Genomic DNA, 20,566 nt, shown 5'->3' with positions numbered 1-20,566 from the left:
GGCCCCTCAGTCCCATTCCAGGCCGCCGCGCCGCCACACGTACGCGTAGGCGACGAAGACGGTGAGCACGAAGAGCAGCATCTCCACGAGCCCGAACACACCCAGGGCGTCGAAGGTGACGGCCCACGGGTAGAGGAAGACGATCTCGATGTCGAAGACGATGAAGAGCATCGCCGTCAGGTAGTACTTGATGGGGAAGCGCCCGCCGCCGGCCGGCGTGGGGGTCGGCTCGATGCCGCACTCGTAGGCTTCGAGCTTGGCGCGGTTGTACCGCTTCGGACCGATCAGCGTGGCCATGACCACGGAGAAGATCGCAAAGCCTGCCCCGAGGGCTCCCAGTACGAGGATGGGCGCATAAGCGTTCACCGCTCCTCGCTCCTCTCAGTCGGCACTGACTGCTGGCGGTGGTGCATGGGCTCACATCCGCCCCTCGTGTCCCACGAGCCCCGCTCGTCCCGGCGAAGATCGAGAACATGTGAAGCAGGTCACAAGCCCAACTGCCTCGCATCTTATGCCTGCCGCTCTGTGATCTGCGACACGGGGTATTGCACAAGCTTTGTGATCTCCACCACCTGATGAAGGATCATGAAGTCGGATGATCGGCGATCTTCGCACTTGAAGCGTTCAAGTGATCACCAGTGGTGACATTTCCGCTAGTCAGCGCAGCTCAGAGAGGCGTCTCCATATCAAGAGACTTCCGCTGCATGCAAATTGGAGCTGGGCGGCACGGCCTGATAGTGGACCGCGTTCACACATCGGGGGGACCCCGGAACGGGATGTGGACGCGTGCACGCGTTCACGAACTCGGCGGCGTCCGATTCCGTGCACCGGACGCACGGACTCCGGTAACCGTTCCGTGACCTCCGCCACATTCATGAGAGGCGCCTGAGAAGCGGGGTTGGCCAACCGTCCCAACCAGTGGTAGGTCGCGGGCAATTCGGACGTAACGAAGAAAGCCCATGATCACAGGCTTGATGGCCCAGGTCCGCAATGTCCGTTACGGCGTCAATAAAGGGCGGCGCACCGGAGATTCGGGCCGCCGATTGAACAACTGTGGCGGACCACACGTTTCTTGAAGGTATGGAGGAGCCCCTGATACCGGTTATTCCCATGTCCCACACCGCTCACATACGTAGCCACCGGAAGCCCCGCCAGCGCAGCGCCTCGAAGATGGCGATGCGCGCCGGAGTTGCCGGTGGCATCCTCAGCACCGTGGCAGTCGCCGGCGCGTCGGCCTCGGCGAACGCCGCCGAGCCGGTGACGCAGACGATCGAGCTGCCCACCCTCACGGCCGACCTGTCGGCACAGGTCGCCCAGTCCGCGGACGCCACGCAACTGGCCGCCGCGAACTACGAGCTGCAGGCCGAGCGTGACGCGGCCGCCGCCCAGGCCGCCAAGGAGGCCAAGGCCGACCTGGCCGTGGCCAAGAAGAAGGCGGAGGCCCGCAAGAAGGCCGCCGAGGAGGCGCGTCAGGCCGCCGCGGAGCGTGCCGCGCGCGACGCCGAGCGGGCGACCCTCTCGACGACCTCCGAGGCCTCCGGCGCGTCCGACGCCGTGAGCGTGCCGTCCGGCGGCAGCGTCGCGACCGTCATCGCCTTCCTGCAGGCCCAGGTCGGCGACGCCTACGTGATGGGCGCCAGCGGTCCCAACGCCTGGGACTGCTCCAGCCTGGTGCAGGCGGCGTTCAAGCAGGTCGGTGTGGACCTTCCGCGCGTGTCGCAGGACCAGTCGATGGTCGGCACCGAGGTCGGCACGTCCAACCTGCAGGTCGGCGACATCCTGTACTGGGGCGGCAAGGGCTCCGCGTACCACGTGGGGGTCTACATCGGGAACGGCCAGTACCTGGACGCGGCGAACCCCTCGAAGGGCGTCGTCATCCAGGACCTGTCCGGCTACCCGGCGTCGGGTGCGGTGCGCGTCCTCTGACGCGAAAGCGCCGTAACACCACCACACAAAAGGCGCATCGAGGTACGGAAGGGGCCGCAGCCGCTCGGGGGCGGCGGCCCCCCTCCGCATCCGCGCGGGCCGGCGTCAGCCGAGGTCGAAGGTGTTGGGCAGGCCGAGCCGGTGGCGCAGCGCGTCGACACGCTTGAGGGGTTCCAGCTCGGGCGGCCGGTACAGCTCCCGTACGAGGCAGCGCTCTTGGGGCGAATTGTCCGCTTCGAGCAGGGCGTTGACCGCGCGTCGGGCCGACTCGTTGGCGCCTTCCATGCTGGCGAGGTCGACGTCGGTGCGGACGTAGTCGCCGGCCAGGAAGAAGTTCGGGACCGCCGTACGGGCCGTGGGGCGGTTGTGGAGCGTGCCCGTGGGGTGGACGAGGAGCTGTTCGCGGTTGCGCGGCGCGGGGCCGCCGAGGCCGGTCACCGCCGGATCCATGAACCAGCCGAGCCGGTCCTCGTCCCGGAGCGTGGTCTTGCCCGCGTCGTTCACGCCGTCCTTCAGCTGGGCCCAGAGCTCGGCGACGACTTCCTCCTTCGTGCACTCGCGGGCCGTCTTGCCGTAGAGGATGCCGGGTTTGTCCCACTCGGAGATGATCGCGGACAGGCAGTCGCGCGCCCGTCCGTCGCCGTAATCACGGGAGAAGTCCCGTACGTCCCAGAACTGCGCCTGGCCGACGGCCGTCACCGACCAGGGTGAGTCGAGGCAGTTGACGTGGCCGTGGACGACCGGTGTGGGCGTGCGCAGGTAGAACATCACCCCGGTCATCCAGTCCGTCTCCAGCGCGTCGCAGCGCGCCAGCTGCGGGTCGGCCGCGCGCAGGGCCGGGCCCCACGTCAGCCGGGCGTGCTCGACGGGCAGCGCGCTGACGTAGTGGTCGGCCGTGACGGTGCGCTCCTCGCCGCCGTCGCGGTCCGAGACCCGCACGCCCCGCACCCGGCCGCCCGCGTACAGGACCTCCCGTACCTGGGCACCGAGGACGAAGTGGACGCCGAGGGAGCGCAGGTGGGTCTCCCAGGGGTCGATCCACGCCTCGCTGGTGGGGGCGTTGAGCACACGGTCGATGTCCGCGTCGGGTCCGTCCATGCCGCGGCCGAGGAGCCCCCAGAGCAGCAGGGCCTCGATGATGACGCGGCCGACGGTGCGGGTGGAGGCGACCTCGGCGCGGGTGGCGACCAGATTGCGGGTCTGGCCGATGCCGAGGAGCGCCTGGTACTCGGGGCTCATCTCCTGCGCCCGGATGAAGTCCCACCAGGACGTCCGCTCCCACTGGTCCTCGCGGCGGGCGTCGCAGCTGGTGAGGTGGACGAGCAGACGGTTGACGAAGTAGGCGGCCTCGTGGGCGGGGAGGCGGGTGCCGAGGTTCAGGACGGACATCAGCTGGTCGCGGATCCAGGACAGGGTGAGGGTGCCGGGGGCGGGCGGGGTGGTGACGCGGCGCAGCGGGAAGTGCAGATCGGGGCGGCCCGAGGCGCGGGCGAACAGGGCCTCGGTGCCGTTGCGCAGGTTGCCGCGTACGCCGTCGGGGTTTCCGGCGAAGGGGATGCGGCGCATGGTGTCGGGCAGATTCCGGTAGAAACCGGGGAAGAACCGGAACCCGTGCTCTCCGGGAAGCGGCCGTCGTCCGTCCGCTGCGGTGCCCGGGACGTCCATCGAGCGGGCCTTGCCGCCCAGGGCGTCGTAGTACTCGTAGACGGTCACCGCGTAGCCGCGTTCGGCGAGTTCGTGCGCGGCGCTGAGGCCGGACACGCCACCGCCGAGCACGGCGACGGTCCGGCCCGCGGGGGCGGCGCTCGCGCGGCCGGCGGCGGCACCCAGCGCCAGGGCGGCTCCCCCGGCACCGGTCCCGGCGAGGAAGCGTCTGCGGGTCCGTCCGGTCGGCGTCCGCCGTGTCGGCTGTTGCGCGTGTTCTGTTGTCATGGCAACGGGAGGGTAGGGATCCACCGCGAGGGCCGTAAGCCCGATTCCCGGCCGACCGCGGCATCCGCACGCACCGTCCCGCGCCGCTCGCACCGTCCCGCGCCGCCCGGGCCGGTCCCGTCACGGACCGGCCCGCCCCTGGCCGACGGCCTGATCAGGCCTTCGGGGCCACCTTGCTCAGCCCGTTGATGATGCGGTCCATCGCGTCGCCGCCCGTCGGGTCGGTCAGGTTGGCCAGCATCTTCAGCGTGAACTTCATCAGGACGGGGTGCGTCAGTCCGCGCTGGGCGGCGATCTTCATCACCCTCGGGTTGCCGATGAGCTTCACGAAGGCGCGGCCCAGCGTGTAGTAGCCGCCGTAGGTGTCCTTGAGGACGCGGGGGTAGCGCTGGAGGGCGAGTTCGCGCCCCGCGGGGGTCGAGCGGGCGTGGGCCTGGACGATGACGTCGGCGGCGATCTGGCCGGATTCCATCGCGTAGGCGATGCCCTCGCCGTTGAAGGGGTTCACCAGGCCGCCCGCGTCGCCGACGAGCAGCAGGCCGCGGGTGTAGTGCGGCTGCCGGTTGAAGGCCATCGGCAGGGCGGCGCCGCGGATCGGGCCGGTCATGTTCTCCGGGGTGTAGCCCCAGTCCTCGGGCATCGAGGCGCACCAGGCCTTGAGGACCTCGCGCCAGTCCAGCTCCTTGAAGGAGTCGGAGGTGTTGAGCACGCCGAGGCCGACGTTGGAGGTGCCGTCGCCCATGCCGAAGACCCAGCCGTAGCCGGGCAGCAGCCGGTCCTCGCCGGGACCCCTGCGGTCCCACAGCTCCAGCCAGGACTCCAGGTAGTCGTCGTCGTGGCGCGGGGAGGTGAAGTACGTGCGGACCGCGACGCCCATCGGGCGGTCCTCGCGGCGGTGCAGGCCCATCGCGAGGGAGAGGCGGGTCGAGTTGCCGTCGGCGGCGACGACCAGCGGCGCGTGGAAAGTGACCTCGCGCTTCTCCCCGGTGTCGCCGAGCTTCGCGTGCACACCGGTGATGCGGCCGGTGCGCTCGTCCACGATCGGCGCGCCGACGTTGCACCGCTCGTAGAGGCGGGCGCCCGCCTTCTGCGCCTGGCGGGCGAGCTGCTCGTCGAAGTCGTCGCGCTTGCGGACCAGTCCGTAGTCGGGGAAGGAAGCGAGATCCGGCCAGTCCAGCTGCAGCCGCACGCCTCCGCCGATGATCCGGAGACCCTTGTTGCGCAGCCAGCCGGCCTCCTCCGAGATGTCGACGCCCATCGCGACGAGCTGCTTGACGGCGCGCGGGGTGAGCCCGTCGCCGCACACCTTCTCGCGCGGGAACTCGGTCTTCTCCAGGAGCAGTACGTCCAGCCCGGCCTTGGCGAGGTGGTACGCCGTCGCCGAGCCGGCCGGGCCCGCGCCCACGACGATCACATCGGCGGTGTTGTCCGTCAGAGACTCGGCCACGGCGGGATCTCCCCAAGTTCGAAATCTGTGTGCCGACCGGCACTGGACATGGGCAGTCTATTCAGCAGAATTGATCAACCCGCCGAAGGGATACCCAGTGAACCGAGCTCTGCCCGTGGTACGGCTGCGTGTCCCCACCGACGAGGACGCCGTGGCCTGGCACCGGGTCTTCGACGACCCGGACGTCATGGAGTTCCACGGCGGCAGGTCCGCCGAGCTGTCCGTCTACGAGGAGCTCACCGCCCGCCAGCGCAGACACGACGCCGAACGGGGCTTCTGCCTGTGGACCGTGCTCGACGCCGACGACCGGGTGATCGGCTTCACGGGCGCCCAGCCGTGGCCGCGGCAGTGGGGCCCGAAGGGCGAGATCGAGATCGGCTGGCGGCTCGGCCGGGAGCACTGGGGCAAGGGGTATGTGACGGCGGCCGCGCGGATGACCCTGGACCGGGTGCGCGCGGTGGGCGTCGGCAGCGTGGTCGCCATGGTCAGCGCGGGCAACACCCGGTCGATCGCGGTCACCGAGCGACTCGGTATGCGCCTCGCCGAGACCTTCAGCAGCCCCGAGACCGACAAGTTGGGGCACTGCTTCCGACTGGAGCTGTGACACCTCGTTCGGTCACGGAGAGTAATAGTCGGCTACGGAAAGCCACTTGGCGCTTCCGGACGGCACCCCTGGGCGGTTACCCTTCCAGTACCTCTGGGGGTGACATCTGTGCGCATAACACCCAAGACACCCGAAGTACGCGTGCCGAGGTTCGTCGGCCTGATGGCCATGGACGCCCGCGAGGCGGCCAAGGCACAGGGGGTGCTGCTGGCCACGCCCGACCGGCCCGACTTCCATCTCACCGTCGTGGACTACGTCGTACGGCAGTACCCGCCGCCCGGCGTCGAGGTGCCGCGCGGCGCGGTGGTCAGCGTCTGGTTCGACCTCGGCGAGGGCGAGGGCGGCGGAGGCGCGGGCGTCCGCGAACCCCGGCTGCCGCGGCCACCGCGCGGCGGGATGGAACGCGAGCTGGGGCAGCCCGGGGACACGTTCGAAGCGATCAGGTGAGCCTGGGCAGGCGCCGCCGGCTCAGGCACGCACCCCTGCGTCAGGCCTTGAAGCCCCGGTGCAGGGCGACCACGCCGCCCGTCAGGTTCCGCCACGCCACCTTCGACCACCCCGCCTTGCCCAGCCGCTCGGCCAGCGCCGGCTGGTCGGGCCAGGCGCGGATGGACTCGGCGAGATAGACGTACGCGTCCGGGTTGGAGGACACGGCCCGGGCCACCGGCGGCAGCGCCCGCATCAGGTACTCGGTGTAGACGGTGCGGAAGGGCTGCCAGGTCGGGTGCGAGAACTCGCAGATCACCACGCGTCCCCCCGGCCGGGTCACCCGGTACATCTCGCGCAGCGCCGCATCCGTGTCCTGCACGTTGCGCAGCCCGAAGGAGATGGTGACGGCGTCGAACACGTCGTCCTTGAAGGGCAGCCGCGTCGCGTCGCCTGCCGTCAGCGGCAGCCAGGGGTGGCGCTGCTTGCCGACCTGGAGCATGCCGAGCGAGAAGTCGCAGGGCACGACGTAGGCACCGGCGCGCGTGAAGGGCAACGAGGACGTGGCCGTACCGGCGGCCAGGTCCAGCACCTTCTGCGCGGGGCGCGCGTCGACCGCCTTCGCGACCTCCCGGCGCCACACCCGGTCCTGGCCGAGCGACAGCACGTCGTTCGTCAGGTCGTACCGTTCCGCCACGTCGTCGAACATCGAGGCGACTTCGTGCGGCTGCTTGTTCAGGGAAGCGCGGGTCACGGGGGCCATTCTTGCAGCACCCCCTCGACGACAGGGGCGCGGCGTCTCCCGGGCGAGCAGGCGGCGCCGCCCTACTTCCGCCGGAACACGATCCGTCCCGCCACCACGGTCGCCACACAGCTGCCGCCACCGCGCTCGGCCAGCTCCGCCTCGTCCCGCACGTCGAACACGGCGAAGCGCGCGGCGGAACCGCTCTCGCGCGGGGGCGGGGAGTCCACGCGCAGGCCGGAGCCGAAGGGGTCGAGCGAGGGCACGCCGTCCGGCACCCCGAGCCGCCCGGTCACGCCGATCCCGGAGCGCCGGACGGCCGCGACGACGGCCCGGTTGGTGAACGTCCCGGCCACCACGACGGTCCCGCGCGCCAGCATCCGCTGCACCCCGCGCCGCGCGCTCGCACCCCAGCGCGCCTCGTCCATGCCGAGCGCGGCCAGGGCGTCCCCGGTCACGGGCTCGGTGCCGAACTCGCCGGCCTCGCGCGGGTCCGGGTGGTAGGCCTGCTCCAGGAGTTCGGGTCCGTGCATGTTGACCAGGCCCGAGGTGAGGATGCCGGGCCAGCGCCGCACGCGGGCGAGCGGATGCGCGCGGGTCAGCTCCTCCAGGGCACCGGCGGCGAGCACCCACTCGCCGCGCACGGCGAGGGCGCGTCCCCTGGAGTCCGCGTGGATGGTCAGCAAGTCAGTTGGAGGCGAGCAGCTTCAGCTCGGGGTGAGCCGTGCCGCCCTCGATCGCGGTGGACGAGATGTGGGACATGACGCGCTGGTCGACCGGGTCGTTCGCCGGGTCGTCGTGCACGACGAGGTGCTCGTAGGTGGTGTTCCGCTGCGCGGGCACACGGTCCGCGGTGCGGATCATCTCGATCATCTCCAGCAGGTTGGAGCGGTGCTTGGCACCGGCCGCCGAGACGACGTTCTCCTCCAGCATCACCGAGCCGAGGTCGTCCGCCCCGTAGTGCAGCGTCATCTGCCCGGCGTCCTTGCCGGTGGTGAGCCAGGAACCCTGGATGTGGGCGACGTTGTCGAGGAAGAGGCGGGAGATCGCGATCATCCGCAGGTACTCGAAGATGGTGGCCTGGGTGCGGCCCTTCAAGTGGTTGTTCTGCGGCTGGTACAGGTACGGGATGAAGGCGCGGAAGCCGCCCGTGCGGTCCTGTACGTCACGGATCATCCGGATGTGCTCGATCCGCTCGGCGTTGGTCTCGCCGGTCCCCATCAGCATGGTGGACGTGGACTCGACGCCCAGCCCGTGCGCCGTCTCCATGATCTCCAGCCAGCGCTCACCGCTCTCCTTGAGCGGGGCGATGGCCTTGCGCGGCCGCTCCGGCAGCAACTCGGCGCCGGCACCGGCGAAGGAGTCCAGCCCGGCGGCGTGGATCCGCTGGATGGCCTCCTCGACGGTCACCTTGGAGATCCGCGCCATGTGCTCGACCTCGCTCGCCCCCAGGCTGTGGATGACGAGCTGCGGGTACTCCTTCTTGATCGCCGCGAAGTGCTTCTCGTAGTACTCGACGCCGTAGTCGGGGTGGTGACCGCCCTGGAACATCACCTGCGTGCCGCCGAGTTCGACCGTCTCCGCGCACCGGCGCAGGATGTCGTCGAGGTCGCGGGTCCAGCCCTTCGCCTTGTCCTTCGGCGGGGCGTAGAAGGCGCAGAACTTGCACGCCGTGACACACACGTTCGTGTAGTTGATGTTCCGCTCGATGATGTACGTCGCGATGTGCTCGGTGCCCGCGTACCGACGGCGGCGCACGGCGTCGGCGGCGGCACCCAGCGCGTGCAGGGGGGCGTCGCGGTAGAGGTCGAGCGCCTCCTCCGGGGTGATCCGCCCACCCTCGGCGGCACGGTCGAGGACGGACTGGAGGTCGGCCTTCTCGGTCACCGGATGTCCCTTTCGTCAAGGGTCGTGGACGGACCGAACCAGCCTACGCCAGCCGTTTTCCCACCCGGCCCTCAGCCCGCCGCTCCCAGCAGCACCCCGGCACCGGCCCCCGCGAGCAGGAACGGCCCGAAGGGGATCGCGGTCTTCCGCCCCGCCTTCCGCAGGACGACCAGGGTGCCCCCGTACACCGCCCCGCACACGAAGGCGGCGAAGGTCCCGAGCAGCACCGCCCCCCACCCGTACCAGCCGAGCGCCGCCCCCGCCCCGAGCGCCAGCTTCACGTCGCCGAAGCCCATGCCGGCGGGGTTGATCAGGAAGAGCAGGAGGTAGAAGCCGCCGAGGGCGAGGGCCCCCAGCAGGGCGGTGCCCGGGTCCCCGGCGTGTCCGGGCACCAACGAGGCGACTCCCAGCAGAGCCGGGGTGCCGACCGCGAGGGGCAGCGTGAGCGGGTCGGGCAGCCGGTGGACCCGCAGGTCGACGACCGCGAGCAGCACACCGACGGGCGTGACCAGCAGCCAGACGCCGAGTTCGGGCCGGGGGCCGGTGACGGTGGCGAGGGCGGCGCACAGCAGGGCGGTGAAGGTGACCGGCCACACCGAGCGGGGGCCGTAGGACGAGACGTCGGCCGCGCACAGAGCGCACCGCGCCCGCCCGGCCCACCCGCGGACCGGGTGCCCGTCCGGACACCGGTCCCGCCACGCCTCGCCGGGCGGCACGGAGAAGCGGTACGCGGCCCGCGGCAGCAGCGCGCCCGCGACCACACCCCAGACCAGGGCGGCGGCGATCACCAGCACTTCACCCAAGCCTGTTCACCCCACTCGCCCCTGCCCGGCCGACCCGTCGGAGACCTACCGCAGCTTCGACATCCGGGCCTGCGGACTGCCCGAACCCGCGCTGTCCGACTCGTACTTCAGATCGTCGCCCACCGGCACGAGACGGACCGTCGCGGGCTCCTGGTTGCATCCGCCGTGGTTGTCCTTCGCACCGACCGACCGGGCGACGAGGTGCTTCTCGGTCACCTGCTGCAGCGTCAGCACGTCGACGCAGACGCCGCCCAGTTGGTCGGTCTGCCGCAGCCGGCCCAGTTCCTCGCCCACCTCGGCGCGCTGCACGGTGACCCGGAAGGTGCCCGCGGGCAGGTTGCCGTCGAGTGCGGTCCCCGGGCCCTCCCAAGTACCGAGGTAGCGGGCCGGGATGTCGGACGGGCCGCCGCTTCCCCCGGCGGTCGGGGCGGGAGAGGCGGCGTCGGTGCCGGGGCTGTCCGCGCTGTCGGGACGGCCCCCGGGCAGCAGGTCGAAGACGAGGACCGAGCCGACCGTCACCGCCGCGCAGGCGGCGGCGACGGCGAGCACCACCGAGCAGCTCACCCGCCGGCCCCGCCCGCCGGCCTCCGGTACGGCCGTCGCGGCGACGCTCACCGCCACCTTGCCGGGCCGCTTGCCGGTATCCGGCACCTTGTCCCGCGGCTCCGCCGCGCGCGGCTCGGGCACCGCCCCCGGCATCACGGGCGGGGGCCCGAACGCCCCCGCGGCGGACCCCACGCCCTGTGCCGGACCGCCGGCGGCGGCACCACCCGTGCCCCCGAGGCCCCCGGGCCCCGCGCCGACCACGGATTCCGGAACACGCGCCGCACCCGGCCCGGCACCGGGCGCGCCCGCCGAACTCCCGTCCGCTCCCGGCTGCGGTCCTCCGCCCGTCACCGGCCCGGCGAACCCCACCGCCTCCGCGTCGCCCCCCGCCGCCTCCAGGTTCAGCAGCCGTACGGCCCCGCGGCTCACCTGCTCCACCAGCGCCCCCGGCAGCCAGCCCGCCGCCACCAGCCGCGCCGCCCCCTGCGGTGCGAGCCGCCGGGCCACCTCGGCCGGGGCCGGCCGGGCGCCGGGCTCCTTCGCGAGGCACCCCTCGACGACCTCCCGCAACTCGCCCTCCAGGGCGTCGAGTCGCGGCTCCTCGTGCACGACCTTGTAGAGGAGCGCGGCCGAGGAGTCCCCGGGGAAGGGCGGCTCACCGGTCGCCGCGTACGCCAGCACCGCGCCCAGCGAGAACACGTCCGCCGCCCCGCTGACCCCCTTGCCGAGAATCTGCTCCGGCGACATGTACCCGGGCGAGCCGATCGACACCCCGGTCGAGGTGAGCGAGGCGGTGCCGTCCAGGGCGCGCGCGATCCCGAAGTCGATCAGCAGGGGACCGTCCAGGGTGAGCAGCACGTTGGACGGCTTGACGTCCCGGTGCACCAGGCCCAGTTCGTGCACGGCGGCCAGCGCCTCGGCGAGGCCCGCCCCCAGTGCCCGTGCCGAACGCGGCGGCAGCGGGCCCCGGTCCGCGACCGCCGCGGCGAGCGACGGACCGGCGGCGTAGGCGGTGGCCACCCACGGGACCGGCGCCTGCGGGTCCGCGTCCAGCACCGGCGCGGTCCAGGCGCCGCCCACCCGCCGCGCGGCCTCCACCTCGCGGCGGAAGCGGGCGCGGAACTCCTCGTCGAGCGCGAGATGCGGATGGACGATCTTCACTGCGACGGTACGGCCGCCCGCGCTGCGGCCCAGATACACCCGGCCCATGCCCCCGGAACCGAGCCGGCCGAGCAGCCGGTAGGGCCCGATGGCCGTGGGCTCGTCGACGCCGAGCGGCTGCATGGCCGCCCCCTCTCCCCCGTACGCCTGTACTGCCCGCAGGGTATCGGCGTACCGGGTGCGGCCGTACTACGGCTGCAGCAGCTCCACCTTCACGTCCGCCGGGAAGCCGGTCGTCGGGCCGACCCGGCGGGCGAACTCGGCCACCGCGGCCAGCTGGGAGCCGCCGAGGCTGAAGTCGAGGGTGGTGAAGTACTGCTCCAGGACCCGCTCGTCGAAGGCCTCCCAGCGGGCCGCCTGCTCGGCGACCTTGGTGACCTCCTCCAGGGAGAGGTTGCGGGAGGCGAGGAAGGCCTCGTGCACCGTGCGGGTGATCACGGGCTCGCGCTCCAGGTAGTCCCGGCGGGCCGCCCAGACGGCGAAGACGAACGGCAGCCCCGTCCACTCCTTCCACAGCGCGCCCAGGTCGTGCACCTCCAGCCCGTACTTCGGCCCGTCGAGCAGGTTGGCCCGCAGGGCCGCGTCGCCGATGAGGACGGCCGCCTCGGCCTCCTGCATCATCAGGCTGAGGTCGGGCGGGCACGTGTAGTAGTCGGGCTGCACGCCGAAACGGTCCGCCAGCAGCAGCTGGGCGAGGCGTACGGAGGTGCGCGAGGTGGAGCCGAGAGCGACCCGGCGACCGTCCAGCTGGTCCAGCGGGACCTGGGAGACGATCACGCAGGACATCACCGGTCCGTCGCAGCCGACGGCGATGTCCGGGAACGCGACGAGGTCGTCGGCGTTCTTCAGGAACTCGACGAGGGTGATGGGCCCGATGTCGAGGTCGCCCCGCACCAGCTGCTCGCTGAGCTTCTCCGGGGTGTCCTTCGTCAGCTCGAAGTCCAGCAGCGTTCCCGTTCTGGCAAGCCCCCAGTACAGGGGCAGGCAGTTCAGGAACTGGATGTGACCGACGCGCGGCCGCGTGCGAGAAATGTCCACATCGAGAGGCTAGACCCAGTGGGGTAGGGTGCAGCTTTCTGGGGTCCCCCTCTTGACGTCAACGTCGACACGACGTTCAAACATCCGGGTGACGTGATCTTGACCCCTATTGCTTTCGGCTGCCCGCGTGCTAGGCTCGCCGCAAGTTGCAGTTTGGTTTCCCTTGCAGTACAGAGCCTGCGGAGCATGTGACCGCGGGCTCTCGACGTTCTCGGACATATGCAGTTGTGCAGAACTCAATCTTCACACTTGCTGGTTCTGGAGCAGGGCAACCCTTTGGGCCCAAGGAGGGCTTATGGCTACCGGAACCGTGAAGTGGTTCAACGCCGAAAAGGGCTTTGGTTTCATCGCCCAGGAAGGCGGCGGCCCCGACGTCTTCGTCCACTACTCCGCGATCAACGCGACCGGCTTCCGGTCCCTTGAGGAGAACCAGCACGTGACCTTCGACGTGACCCAGGGCCCGAAGGGCCCGCAGGCGGAGAACGTCACCCCGGTCTGATCCTCTGATCCAGGATCGAGTGCAATACCCAAGGAGCCCCGCGCCATCCGGCGACGGGGCTCCTGCCTTTGCGCGCACCTCTCCTTCCTTGCGCGCCTATGAATTCTCCGGGAATTCCGAGAGGAATCCGGCGGCGCCGCCCCTCACGCCCGGCGTGAAGACAGGTGGTGCAGGTGTGCCCACTGTTCCGCGGTGAGGTGCTTGGGCAGGGCGTGGGACGGGAGGCCCTGCCGGCGTAGCCAGCGGTGGGCCTCGGGGCGGGACGCTCGGGGCAGCGACGCGGCGACGATCTCCGGCAGACCCCGGCCGGGGGCCGTGAAGACACGCCGCACGAGCGCCTGGTAGGCGTTCAGGTCGGCCGGCGGGAGCAGTGGCCGCTGCCTGCGCGACATGGTCAGCACGCCCCCGTCGACACCCGGCCGGGGCCGGAACGCCGTCGCCGGGACCCGGCCGGCCAGACCGAACGCGCACCAGGGCCACCACTGGGCCGTCATCATCGTCGCGCCGCCCACCCCGGCCCTCCGGCGTGCCACCTCCCACTGCACCAGCAGGACCGCCTCGGTCCAGCCGGTGGCGTGCAGGATGTGGCGGAGCATGCCGGTGGTCTGGTGGAAGGGCAGGTTGCCGACCAGGACGTAGGGCGCGGGAGGCAGCCGGAACCGCAGGAAGTCGGCGTGCACGACCGAGGTCGGCGGCTGCACCCGGCGGGCCAGCCGCGCGGCGCGCCGGCCGTCGATCTCCACGCCGGTCAGGGGGCGGCCCAGGCCTTGCAGGGGCAGGGTGAGGGCGCCGTCGCCCGTGCCGATCTCGACGATCGGTCCCTCGGTGCCGGCGACCAGCCGGACCAGGGTGGCGATGGTGGTGGGGTCGATCAGGAAGTTCTGGCCCAGCTCGTGGCGGCCGGGATACGGGGTGCGCAACAGGATCTCCGCGGCTTCGGGGTGAGGCCGGGCAGCGCGAAGTGACACCGCCCGGCGCTGACTCGCTGAGGCGGCGGTTCTTTCGAGGAGTGATCCCGGGAGAGCGGGCGCGAAGGCGCGTCACCCGGCCGAAAGTCCGCCGGCCAGGCCCGTTGCGCGCGGCAGCCGCCGCTGTCGCAACAGGCGCTAGTCGCGCCCGCGGTCGGTCACTGCGATGCCTGTCCCGATGCCGATGCCACACATGCGGGCCACGCTACAAGCCCCCACCCGCCCGGCCGCAAACGAATTTCCCGGGACGCGTCACTCGCCGTAGAGGGCCTCCACCTCGCCGGCGAAGTCCCGCAGGATCGCCTCCCGGCGGAGCTTCATCGAGGGGGTCAGATGGCCGTCCGTCTCCGTGAAGTCGGTCGGCAGGACGGTGAAGCGGCGGATGGACTCCGGACGGGAGACGAGTCTGTTGGCCTCGTCGACCGCGCGCTGCAGGACCGCCCGCAGCTCCGCGTCGTCGACGAGGAGCTCCGGCGGCACCGGGTGCTTGCCGTTCATCTGCCGCCAGTGGGTGATGCCGTCGACGTCGAGGGTGATCAGCGCGGTGATGTACGGGCGGCGGTCACCGAGGACGAGGCAGTGCGAGATCAGGGGGTGCGAGCGGAGCCAGTTCTCCAGCGGCGCCGGCGCCATGTTCTTGCCGCCCGCGGTGATCAGGATCTCCTTCTTGCGGCCGGTGATGGTGAGGTAGCCGCCGTCGTCCAGCCGGCCGATGTCGCCCGTCGGGAACCAGCCGTCCGGCGACGCCGGGACCACTCCGCCGGCGTGCGGGTCCCAGTAGCCGCGGAAGACCTGGCCGCCGGCGAGCAGGATCTCGCCGTCCGCCGCGATCCGCACCCGGGTGCCGGGCAGCGGCCAGCCGACCGTGCCGAGCCGGGGTTTGAGCGGCGGTGTCACGGTCGCCGCGCCGGTCGTCTCGGACAGCCCGTAGCCCTCGTACACGTCGATGCCCGCGCCCGCGTAGAAGGCGGCGAGGTCGCGGCCGAGGGGCGAGCCGCCGCAGACGACGTAACGGATCCTGCCGCCGAGCGCGTTGCGGATCCGGCGGTAGACCAGCGGGTCGTAGAAGGCGCGGGAGGCCTTCAGGGAGGCGCCGGGGCCGGAGCCGGTGCCGCTCGCCCGGGCCACCGCGGCCTCGCCGTAACGGCGGGCGACCTTCGCGGCGCGGTCGAACGCCGGTGCCCGGCCGCCGCGTTCGGCCGAGGCGCGGGCGCTGTTGTAGACCTTCTCCAGCATGTACGGGATGGCCAGCAGGAAGGTCGGCCGGAAGGCCGCGAGGTCGGCCAGCAGGTCCTCCGCCTTCAGGCTGCCCGCGTGCCCCAGCCGCACCCGGGCGCGTACGCAGGCCACGGCCACCATCCGGCCGAACACATGGGAGAGCGGCAGGAAGAGGAGGGTGGACGCCTCCTCGCTGGTGCGTGCCTTGAAGACCGGGTAGAGGAGCTCGATCGCGTTGTCGACCTCCGCAAGGAAGTTGCCGTGGGTCAGCGCGCAGCCCTTGGGGCGGCCCGTGGTGCCCGAGGTGTACGCGAGGGTGGCCAGCGTGTCCGGGCCGAGCATCCCGCGGCGTACGTCGACCTCCGTGTCCGGCACCGGCTCGCCCAGCTCCGCGAGCCGGTCCACGTGGCCCTTCTCGATGACCCACAGGTGCCGCAGGTCGGGCAGGTGCGGGAGTTCGGGCCCGAGGGCGGCGGCCTGGGCCGCCGTCTCGGTCACCAGCGTGACCGCCCCGGAGTCCTGGAGGATCCAGCGGGTCTGGAAGACGGACGAGGTCGGATAGACGGGGACGCTCACCAGCCCGGCCGCCCAGGCCGCGAAGTCGAGGAGCGTCCACTCGTACGACGTCTGCGCCATGATCGCGATGCGGTCGCCCGGCACCAGGCCCTCGGCGATCATGCCCTTCGCCACCGCCCGTACCTGCGCGGCGAACTCCGCCGCCGTGACGTCACTCCAGCTCCCGTCGTCGCCGCGGCGGCTGAGGACCGGGCGGTCCGGCGCCACGGCCGCGTTCTCGAACGGCAGGTCGGCCAGCGAGCCGTGCGACACCGGCGGCACCAGGGACGGCACGGCCACCTCGCGCACCTCGCCGTCCAGCCGGCGTATCTCGGGCTCGACGAGGACCGGCCCGCCGTCCGGGTCGTATTCGAGCGACGACGCCGACGTCTGCTGCGGTACGGGCGAGGAAGAGTACGAGATGGGCATGGCAGCTCCTGGGGCCTGCAGCGTGGTACTGCTTCGCTGCATGAGGTACGCACGGCGCGTACGGAGGCGTTCACCGGCGGGGCGTGCTGGGGGCGTCCCCGGGGTTCAGGTGGCAGATGGTACGGCTCCCACGTGGGGAGGTTGTGCGGGTTCGAAGAGGTTCCCGGGCCGGGGATGTGGAGTACCGGAGGCCTTGCGGCAGTTGTGCTTACCTCCGGTTACCTTACTGAGGAGTAAAGCAGGACGGTGAGAGTGAGGAAACGGCTGTGACCCTGTCCGACCACCTTCCGCTCGTCACCGGCGCCCTCCGCTCCCCCTTCAAGCACCCCCGCCCGGACGCCGACTTCCCCCGGAACCGGCTGCTCCGCTCCGGTGTCCGCGTCGACCTGGACCGGCTCGCCGCCTACGCGCGGGTGTGCGGCTTCCCGACCGGCGAGGACACCCTCCCGCTCACCTATCCGCACGTCCTGGCCTTCCCTGCGGCCATGCGGCTGATGAGCGGCCGGGGCTTCCCGCTGCCGCTGCTCGGCCTGGTGCACACCTCCGTCGACCTCACCCGCCACACGGCCCTGCGGGCCGACGGCACCTACGAACTCGCCGTGCACGTCGAGGGACTGGCCCCGCACCGCCGCGGGACGCAGGCGACGGTGGTGGCCGAGGCCCGCACGGAGGGCGAGGTGGTGTGGGAGTCCCGGAGCACCTATCTGGCGCGTCATCGCACGGTCGGCGCGCAGGCGCGCGAGGACCGGACGCCGTCCGCCTCCCGGGGAGACGAGCCGTCGTCCGCGGGGACCGCATGGCGGCTGGCCGCCGACGCCGGACGGCGCTACGCCGCCGTCTCCGGCGACCGCAACCCCATCCACCTGCACCCGCTCACCGCCCGCCCGTTCGGCTTCCCGCGCCCCATCGCGCACGGCATGTGGACGGTGGCCCGCTGCCTGGCCGCGCACGGCACGCCCGAAGCGGTGCGGGTGCGGGCGGAGTTCCGGGCACCGGTGCCGCTGCCGGGGACGGTGGAGTACGCCGCGGACGGCGGGCGCTTCGCGCTGCGCGGCGACGGCGGCCGGATCCACCTCACCGGGACCGTCCGGCCGCACACCACGGACAGGCCCTCAGTCCTGCGGAGGTGACCAGCGGCGTCCCGCGAGGAGTTCTCCGAGCCCCGACCAGGCGAAGTTCATCAGCGTCGCCGTCGCCTGCCGGGCCGTCACGTGCGGGCTGCGGTTGGCCCAGTCGGCGAGCGACTCGGCAGCGCCGACCAGGGCCTCGGCGAGCCCGGCCACTTCGGGCTCGGGCAGCCCGGGGTCCCGGTGCGCGTCGCGGGCGGCCTCGGCGATCAGCTGCGTGACGAAGGCGACGATGTCCGCGCGCACCGCCCTGACCTCGGCGGCGAACAGCTCACCGTGGGTACGGGCCTGGACGTGCAGCACGGACCAGCCGTCGGGGTGCTGGGCGGTGTGGGTGAAGAACGCCAGCAGCCCGTCCCAGAGCCGGCGGTCGGCCGGCACCTCGCGCCGGACGCCGGCCCGGACGGCGTCGAAGAGCGCCCGGGCCTCGCGGCGGATGCAGGCCGTGAAGAGGTCGTCCTTGGAGTTGAGGTAGAGGTACACCAACGGCTTGGACACACCCGCCAGTTCGGCGATGTCGTCCATCGACGCCGCGATGTACCCCCGTTGTCCGAAGATGTGGACGGCGGCGTCCAGCATCTGCTGCTCACGGACCGCACGCGGCATCCGCTTGGTCTTCACGGCACCCATGCGGTTCAGCGTACGGTCCGCGCGGCAGGTGTCGGACCGGTACCGGTCACGCGCCGGTTCAGGCGGCGACGGCCACCCGCTCCCGCTCCTCCACCGGCGAGCCGCCCGCGCTGTCGTACGCCTCCCGGTCGAGCAGCCCCTCACGGGCCGCCACGACGACCGGCACCAGCGCCTGCCCGGCCACGTTCGTGGCCGTGCGCATCATGTCCAGGATCGGGTCGATGGCGAGCAGCAGGCCGACGCCCTCCATCGGCAGACCGAGGGTGGACAGGGTGAGGGTCAGCATGACCGTGGCACCGGTCAGACCGGCCGTCGCGGCCGAGCCGACCACCGACACGAAGGCGATCAGCAGGTAGTCGCCGACCCCGAGCCGGATGTCGAAGATCTGCGCGACGAAGATCGCGGCGATCGCCGGGTAGATCGCGGCGCAGCCGTCCATCTTGGTGGTCGCGCCGAACGGCACGGCGAAGGAGGCGTACTCCTTCGGGACGCCGAGGCGCTCGGTGACCTTCTGCGTCAGCGGCATGGTGCCCACGGACGACCGGGACACGAAGGCCAGCTGGATGGCGGGCCAGGCGCCCTTGAAGAACTGGAGCGGATTGGCCTTGGCGACGGTGGCGAGCAGCGCCGGGTAGACCACGAACAGGACGAGCGCGCAGCCGACGTAGATGTCGGCGGTGAAGGTCGCGTACTTGCCGAGCAGGTCCCAGCCGTAGGTGGCGATGGCCGTGCCGATGAGGCCGACGGTGCCCAGCGGGGCGAGCCGGATGACCCACCACAGGGCCTTCTGGAGGAGTTCGAGGACGGACTCGCTCAGGGTGAGGATCGGCTGGGCCTTCTCCCCGAGCTGGAGGGCGGCGACACCGGCGACGGCGGCCATGAACACGATCTGGAGCACGTTCAGTTCGGTGAACGGCGTGATCACGTCGGTCGGGACGATGCCCGTGAGGAAGTCGATCCAGGAGCCGGTCTTCTCGGGCAGCTCCCCGTCCTTGGGGGTGAGGCCGGTACCGGCGCCGGGGTTGGTGACCAGGCCGATGGCGAGGCCGATGGCCACCGCGATCAGCGAGGTGATCATGAACCAGAGGAGGGTGCGGGAGGCGAGGCGGGCCGCGTTGTTGACCTTCCGCAGGTTGGTGATCGAGACCAGGATGGCGAAGAACACGAGCGGGGCGACGGCGAGCTTGAGCAGGCCTATGAAGGTGTCGCCGACCTTTTCCAGCGCGGTGACGAGCCAGGAGACGTCCTGGCTCCTGGCCGTCCAGCCGAGCAGGACGCCGAGGAGGAGGCCGAGGAGTATCTGGGCCCAGAAGGGGACCTTGGGCAGCTTGAAGGACTGCGTGTGCGTGGACACGGACATGCTCCGGTGAGGGTGCGCGAGGGCTGACGTGGGGACGGGGGTCGCGGAACGTCAGAGGCGACAGATCGCGGACGCGCACCAGCAGAGGTCCACGTGCAGACGCGCCACCAGCAGCGGGCACACGGGCATGCGCTCAGGCATGACGGGCGCGGCTGATGACTTCATGCGCCGACCTTAACACCGGAGCTTTGAGATCCTCAAAGCCTTACTTTGAGAGGCGCACAGCGGGCATTACCTTACGAATCCCGACAAAGCAGTCTCAGGAGGTCTGGCCCTGCGCGCGCGCCGCGTCGTCCGCGGTGTCCTCCTGGCTGCGGTTGGCCTCGAAGTTGGCCTTGACGCGGTCCACCTTCTGCACGATCCGCACGGACGCCCGGTCCCGCTCCTTGCGCAGCACCACGAAGCTGATCGGCGCCGAGAGGACGAGCGCGAGCAGCACCACCCAGATGCCGTTGGAGGCGCCGAGCCCGCGGGGGGCGACACCGGAGTAGACGAGGCCCCAGACGACCACGAGGCAGCCCACGAAGATTCCGAGGCGCATCAGCGTGTAGCGGAGCATCTCAATCCACTCTTCCGTGTCGAAGGGCCAGAACTACCCAAAGGGCACCGTCCAGTGAAGCACGCCCGCGAGCCGATCTTGCAAGGGGGTGCATGCCGCGGGCGCTTCCGACCCACGGTGCTCAGTGCAGCGGCAGCAGCATGATGACGTCGTCGCGGTCGTCGCCGGGGGCGACACGGATGGCGTCCGGGATGCGGCCGACCTCCTTGTAGCCGCAGGAGCCGTAGAAACGCTCGAGGCCCATGCCGCTGCGGCAGGTGAGGCGTATCGCCTCGATGCCCTCGAACCCGCGGGCGGCGTCCGCCGCGGCCGCCAGCAGATCACGGCCGTACCCCTTGCCCTGGTGACGCGGGTGCACCATCACCGTGTACAGCCACAGCCAGTGCCCCATCAGCCGATGGGTGTTGAAGGTGAGGAAGGCGGTCGCGGCGATGCGGCCGTCCTCGTCGAATCCGGCGAGCAGCCGGCTGCGGCCCTCGGCCAGCGCCACGAACTGCTTCACCAGCTCGGGGCGCACCGCCTCGCGCGTCACCGGCGGGACGAATCCGACGGCTCCACCGGCGTTGGTGACGTCCGTCCAGAGGTCGAGCAGGCCGTCGCGCAGGGAGCGGTCGACGGCGGGGTCGAGCGTGAACGTAAGGGGCATGCGGGGATCGTACCTATTACGAATGCGGTCTGGCGAGGGGCTTCCGAGACGTATCGACGACGG

At 71.5% G+C, this 20,566-nt stretch carries 21 protein-coding genes; 5 read left to right on the top strand and 16 right to left on the bottom strand.

The genetic code is table 11. The annotated features are described in order from the left end of the window. Nucleotides 1–6: 6 nt before the first annotated feature. Nucleotides 7–366 carry an NADH-quinone oxidoreductase subunit A gene (locus ACIP2X_RS31340; protein WP_007383963.1) on the bottom strand — a complete coding sequence of 120 codons (360 nt, stop codon included), beginning with the start codon at nucleotides 364–366 and terminating at the stop codon, nucleotides 7–9. Nucleotides 367–1,080: 714 nt separating this feature from the next. Here ACIP2X_RS31340 and ACIP2X_RS31335 point away from each other — a divergent pair. After that, nucleotides 1,081–1,926 (top strand): C40 family peptidase, encoded by an 846-nt coding sequence (locus ACIP2X_RS31335; RefSeq protein WP_401679484.1) that lies wholly within the window; start codon nucleotides 1,081–1,083, stop codon nucleotides 1,924–1,926. 105 nt (nucleotides 1,927–2,031) lie between these two features. On the opposite strand, the gene ACIP2X_RS31330 is transcribed toward ACIP2X_RS31335, so the two are convergent. Next, entirely contained in the window at nucleotides 2,032–3,858 is a 1,827-nt protein-coding gene (locus tag ACIP2X_RS31330) for an FAD-dependent oxidoreductase (RefSeq protein WP_401679481.1), read from the bottom strand. A 154-nt stretch (nucleotides 3,859–4,012) separates the two neighbouring features. Next, nucleotides 4,013–5,305: a geranylgeranyl reductase family protein gene (locus tag ACIP2X_RS31325; protein WP_401679478.1), complete on the bottom strand. Its 1,293-nt coding sequence runs from the start codon at nucleotides 5,303–5,305 to the stop codon at nucleotides 4,013–4,015. A 97-nt stretch (nucleotides 5,306–5,402) separates the two neighbouring features. Here ACIP2X_RS31325 and ACIP2X_RS31320 point away from each other — a divergent pair, with 97 nt between their 5' ends. After that, nucleotides 5,403–5,909: a GNAT family N-acetyltransferase gene (locus ACIP2X_RS31320; protein WP_401679475.1), complete on the top strand. Its 507-nt coding sequence runs from the start codon at nucleotides 5,403–5,405 to the stop codon at nucleotides 5,907–5,909. A gap of 108 nt (nucleotides 5,910–6,017) precedes the next feature. Then, entirely contained in the window at nucleotides 6,018–6,356 is a 339-nt protein-coding gene (locus ACIP2X_RS31315) for a PASTA domain-containing protein (protein ID WP_401679472.1), read from the top strand. A 40-nt stretch (nucleotides 6,357–6,396) separates the two neighbouring features. Here the strand turns inward: ACIP2X_RS31315 and ACIP2X_RS31310 are convergent, their stop codons facing one another. The 6 genes from ACIP2X_RS31310 to ACIP2X_RS31285 form a co-directional block, all read right to left on the bottom strand. After that, nucleotides 6,397–7,089, bottom strand: a complete 693-nt coding sequence (locus tag ACIP2X_RS31310) for a demethylmenaquinone methyltransferase (RefSeq protein WP_385382830.1) — start codon at nucleotides 7,087–7,089, stop codon at nucleotides 6,397–6,399. Between the two features lie 71 nt (nucleotides 7,090–7,160). Next, on the bottom strand, nucleotides 7,161–7,763 hold the full coding sequence (locus tag ACIP2X_RS31305; RefSeq protein WP_401679468.1) for a hypothetical protein: 603 nt from the start codon (nucleotides 7,761–7,763) through the stop codon (nucleotides 7,161–7,163). A gap of 1 nt (nucleotide 7,764) precedes the next feature. Next, entirely contained in the window at nucleotides 7,765–8,964 is a 1,200-nt protein-coding gene (mqnC, locus tag ACIP2X_RS31300) for a cyclic dehypoxanthinyl futalosine synthase (protein ID WP_401679466.1), read from the bottom strand. Between the two features lie 71 nt (nucleotides 8,965–9,035). Continuing rightward, nucleotides 9,036–9,767, bottom strand: coding sequence for a prepilin peptidase (locus ACIP2X_RS31295; RefSeq protein ID WP_401679463.1), 732 nt, complete (start codon nucleotides 9,765–9,767; stop codon nucleotides 9,036–9,038). A 45-nt stretch (nucleotides 9,768–9,812) separates the two neighbouring features. Beyond that, complete coding sequence (locus ACIP2X_RS31290) at nucleotides 9,813–11,597, bottom strand: serine/threonine-protein kinase (protein ID WP_401679460.1); 1,785 nt, start codon at nucleotides 11,595–11,597, stop codon at nucleotides 9,813–9,815. A 66-nt stretch (nucleotides 11,598–11,663) separates the two neighbouring features. Beyond that, the gene (locus tag ACIP2X_RS31285) at nucleotides 11,664–12,512 is read right to left on the bottom strand and encodes a menaquinone biosynthetic enzyme MqnA/MqnD family protein (RefSeq protein WP_401679457.1); all 849 of its coding nucleotides are present in this window, start codon (nucleotides 12,510–12,512) and stop codon (nucleotides 11,664–11,666) included. 295 nt (nucleotides 12,513–12,807) lie between these two features. Between ACIP2X_RS31285 and ACIP2X_RS31280 the strand changes: the two genes are divergently transcribed. Continuing rightward, on the top strand, nucleotides 12,808–13,011 hold the full coding sequence (locus ACIP2X_RS31280; protein ID WP_189701348.1) for a cold-shock protein: 204 nt from the start codon (nucleotides 12,808–12,810) through the stop codon (nucleotides 13,009–13,011). A gap of 143 nt (nucleotides 13,012–13,154) precedes the next feature. On the opposite strand, the gene erm is transcribed toward ACIP2X_RS31280, so the two are convergent. Next, nucleotides 13,155–13,931: a 23S ribosomal RNA methyltransferase Erm gene (gene erm, locus ACIP2X_RS31275; protein ID WP_401679454.1), complete on the bottom strand. Its 777-nt coding sequence runs from the start codon at nucleotides 13,929–13,931 to the stop codon at nucleotides 13,155–13,157. A 300-nt stretch (nucleotides 13,932–14,231) separates the two neighbouring features. Beyond that, nucleotides 14,232–16,181, bottom strand: coding sequence for an AMP-dependent synthetase/ligase (locus ACIP2X_RS31270; protein WP_401679451.1), 1,950 nt, complete (start codon nucleotides 16,179–16,181; stop codon nucleotides 14,232–14,234). A 266-nt stretch (nucleotides 16,182–16,447) separates the two neighbouring features. Here ACIP2X_RS31270 and ACIP2X_RS31265 point away from each other — a divergent pair, with 266 nt between their 5' ends. Continuing rightward, nucleotides 16,448–17,311: a MaoC family dehydratase gene (locus tag ACIP2X_RS31265; RefSeq protein ID WP_401679448.1), complete on the top strand. Its 864-nt coding sequence runs from the start codon at nucleotides 16,448–16,450 to the stop codon at nucleotides 17,309–17,311. Here ACIP2X_RS31265 and ACIP2X_RS31260 read toward each other — a convergent pair. The 5 genes from ACIP2X_RS31260 to ACIP2X_RS31240 form a co-directional block, all read right to left on the bottom strand. Next, complete coding sequence (locus tag ACIP2X_RS31260) at nucleotides 17,294–17,938, bottom strand: TetR/AcrR family transcriptional regulator (RefSeq protein ID WP_401679445.1); 645 nt, start codon at nucleotides 17,936–17,938, stop codon at nucleotides 17,294–17,296. The genes ACIP2X_RS31265 and ACIP2X_RS31260 overlap by 18 nt on opposite strands. Before the next feature lie 58 nt (nucleotides 17,939–17,996). Continuing rightward, nucleotides 17,997–19,298 carry a dicarboxylate/amino acid:cation symporter gene (locus tag ACIP2X_RS31255; protein WP_401679442.1) on the bottom strand — a complete coding sequence of 434 codons (1,302 nt, stop codon included), beginning with the start codon at nucleotides 19,296–19,298 and terminating at the stop codon, nucleotides 17,997–17,999. 51 nt (nucleotides 19,299–19,349) lie between these two features. Next, a complete protein-coding gene (locus tag ACIP2X_RS31250) occupies nucleotides 19,350–19,439 on the bottom strand; it encodes a putative leader peptide (RefSeq protein ID WP_401680223.1) in 90 nt (29 codons plus the stop codon). Nucleotides 19,440–19,557: 118 nt separating this feature from the next. Next, the gene (locus ACIP2X_RS31245; protein WP_401679439.1) at nucleotides 19,558–19,857 is read right to left on the bottom strand and encodes a DUF4229 domain-containing protein; all 300 of its coding nucleotides are present in this window, start codon (nucleotides 19,855–19,857) and stop codon (nucleotides 19,558–19,560) included. 121 nt (nucleotides 19,858–19,978) lie between these two features. Next, nucleotides 19,979–20,503 (bottom strand): GNAT family N-acetyltransferase, encoded by a 525-nt coding sequence (locus ACIP2X_RS31240; protein WP_401679436.1) that lies wholly within the window; start codon nucleotides 20,501–20,503, stop codon nucleotides 19,979–19,981. Nucleotides 20,504–20,566: the final 63 nt, after the last annotated feature.

Source organism: Streptomyces sp. NPDC089424, assembly GCF_044749345.1.
Classification (GTDB): Bacteria; Actinomycetota; Actinomycetes; order Streptomycetales; family Streptomycetaceae; genus Streptomyces.
The sequence above is the reverse complement of the archived record's forward strand: the minus strand, read 5'-3'. Positions and strand labels throughout refer to the sequence as shown.

Coding starts and splice junctions, on each gene's coding strand:
- ACIP2X_RS31250 (WP_401680223.1), bottom strand. CDS start 19,439: ATGCCTGAGCGCATGCCCGTGTGCCCGCTGCTGGTGGCGCGTCTGCAC.
- ACIP2X_RS31270 (WP_401679451.1), bottom strand. CDS start 16,181: ATGCCCATCTCGTACTCTTCCTCGCCCGTACCGCAGCAGACGTCGGCG.
- ACIP2X_RS31280 (WP_189701348.1), top strand. CDS start 12,808: ATGGCTACCGGAACCGTGAAGTGGTTCAACGCCGAAAAGGGCTTTGGT.
- ACIP2X_RS31245 (WP_401679439.1), bottom strand. CDS start 19,857: ATGCTCCGCTACACGCTGATGCGCCTCGGAATCTTCGTGGGCTGCCTC.
- ACIP2X_RS31240 (WP_401679436.1), bottom strand. CDS start 20,503: ATGCCCCTTACGTTCACGCTCGACCCCGCCGTCGACCGCTCCCTGCGC.
- ACIP2X_RS31260 (WP_401679445.1), bottom strand. CDS start 17,938: ATGGGTGCCGTGAAGACCAAGCGGATGCCGCGTGCGGTCCGTGAGCAG.
- ACIP2X_RS31330 (WP_401679481.1), bottom strand. CDS start 3,858: ATGACAACAGAACACGCGCAACAGCCGACACGGCGGACGCCGACCGGA.
- ACIP2X_RS31255 (WP_401679442.1), bottom strand. CDS start 19,298: ATGTCCGTGTCCACGCACACGCAGTCCTTCAAGCTGCCCAAGGTCCCC.
- ACIP2X_RS31335 (WP_401679484.1), top strand. CDS start 1,081: ATGGAGGAGCCCCTGATACCGGTTATTCCCATGTCCCACACCGCTCAC.
- ACIP2X_RS31290 (WP_401679460.1), bottom strand. CDS start 11,597: ATGCAGCCGCTCGGCGTCGACGAGCCCACGGCCATCGGGCCCTACCGG.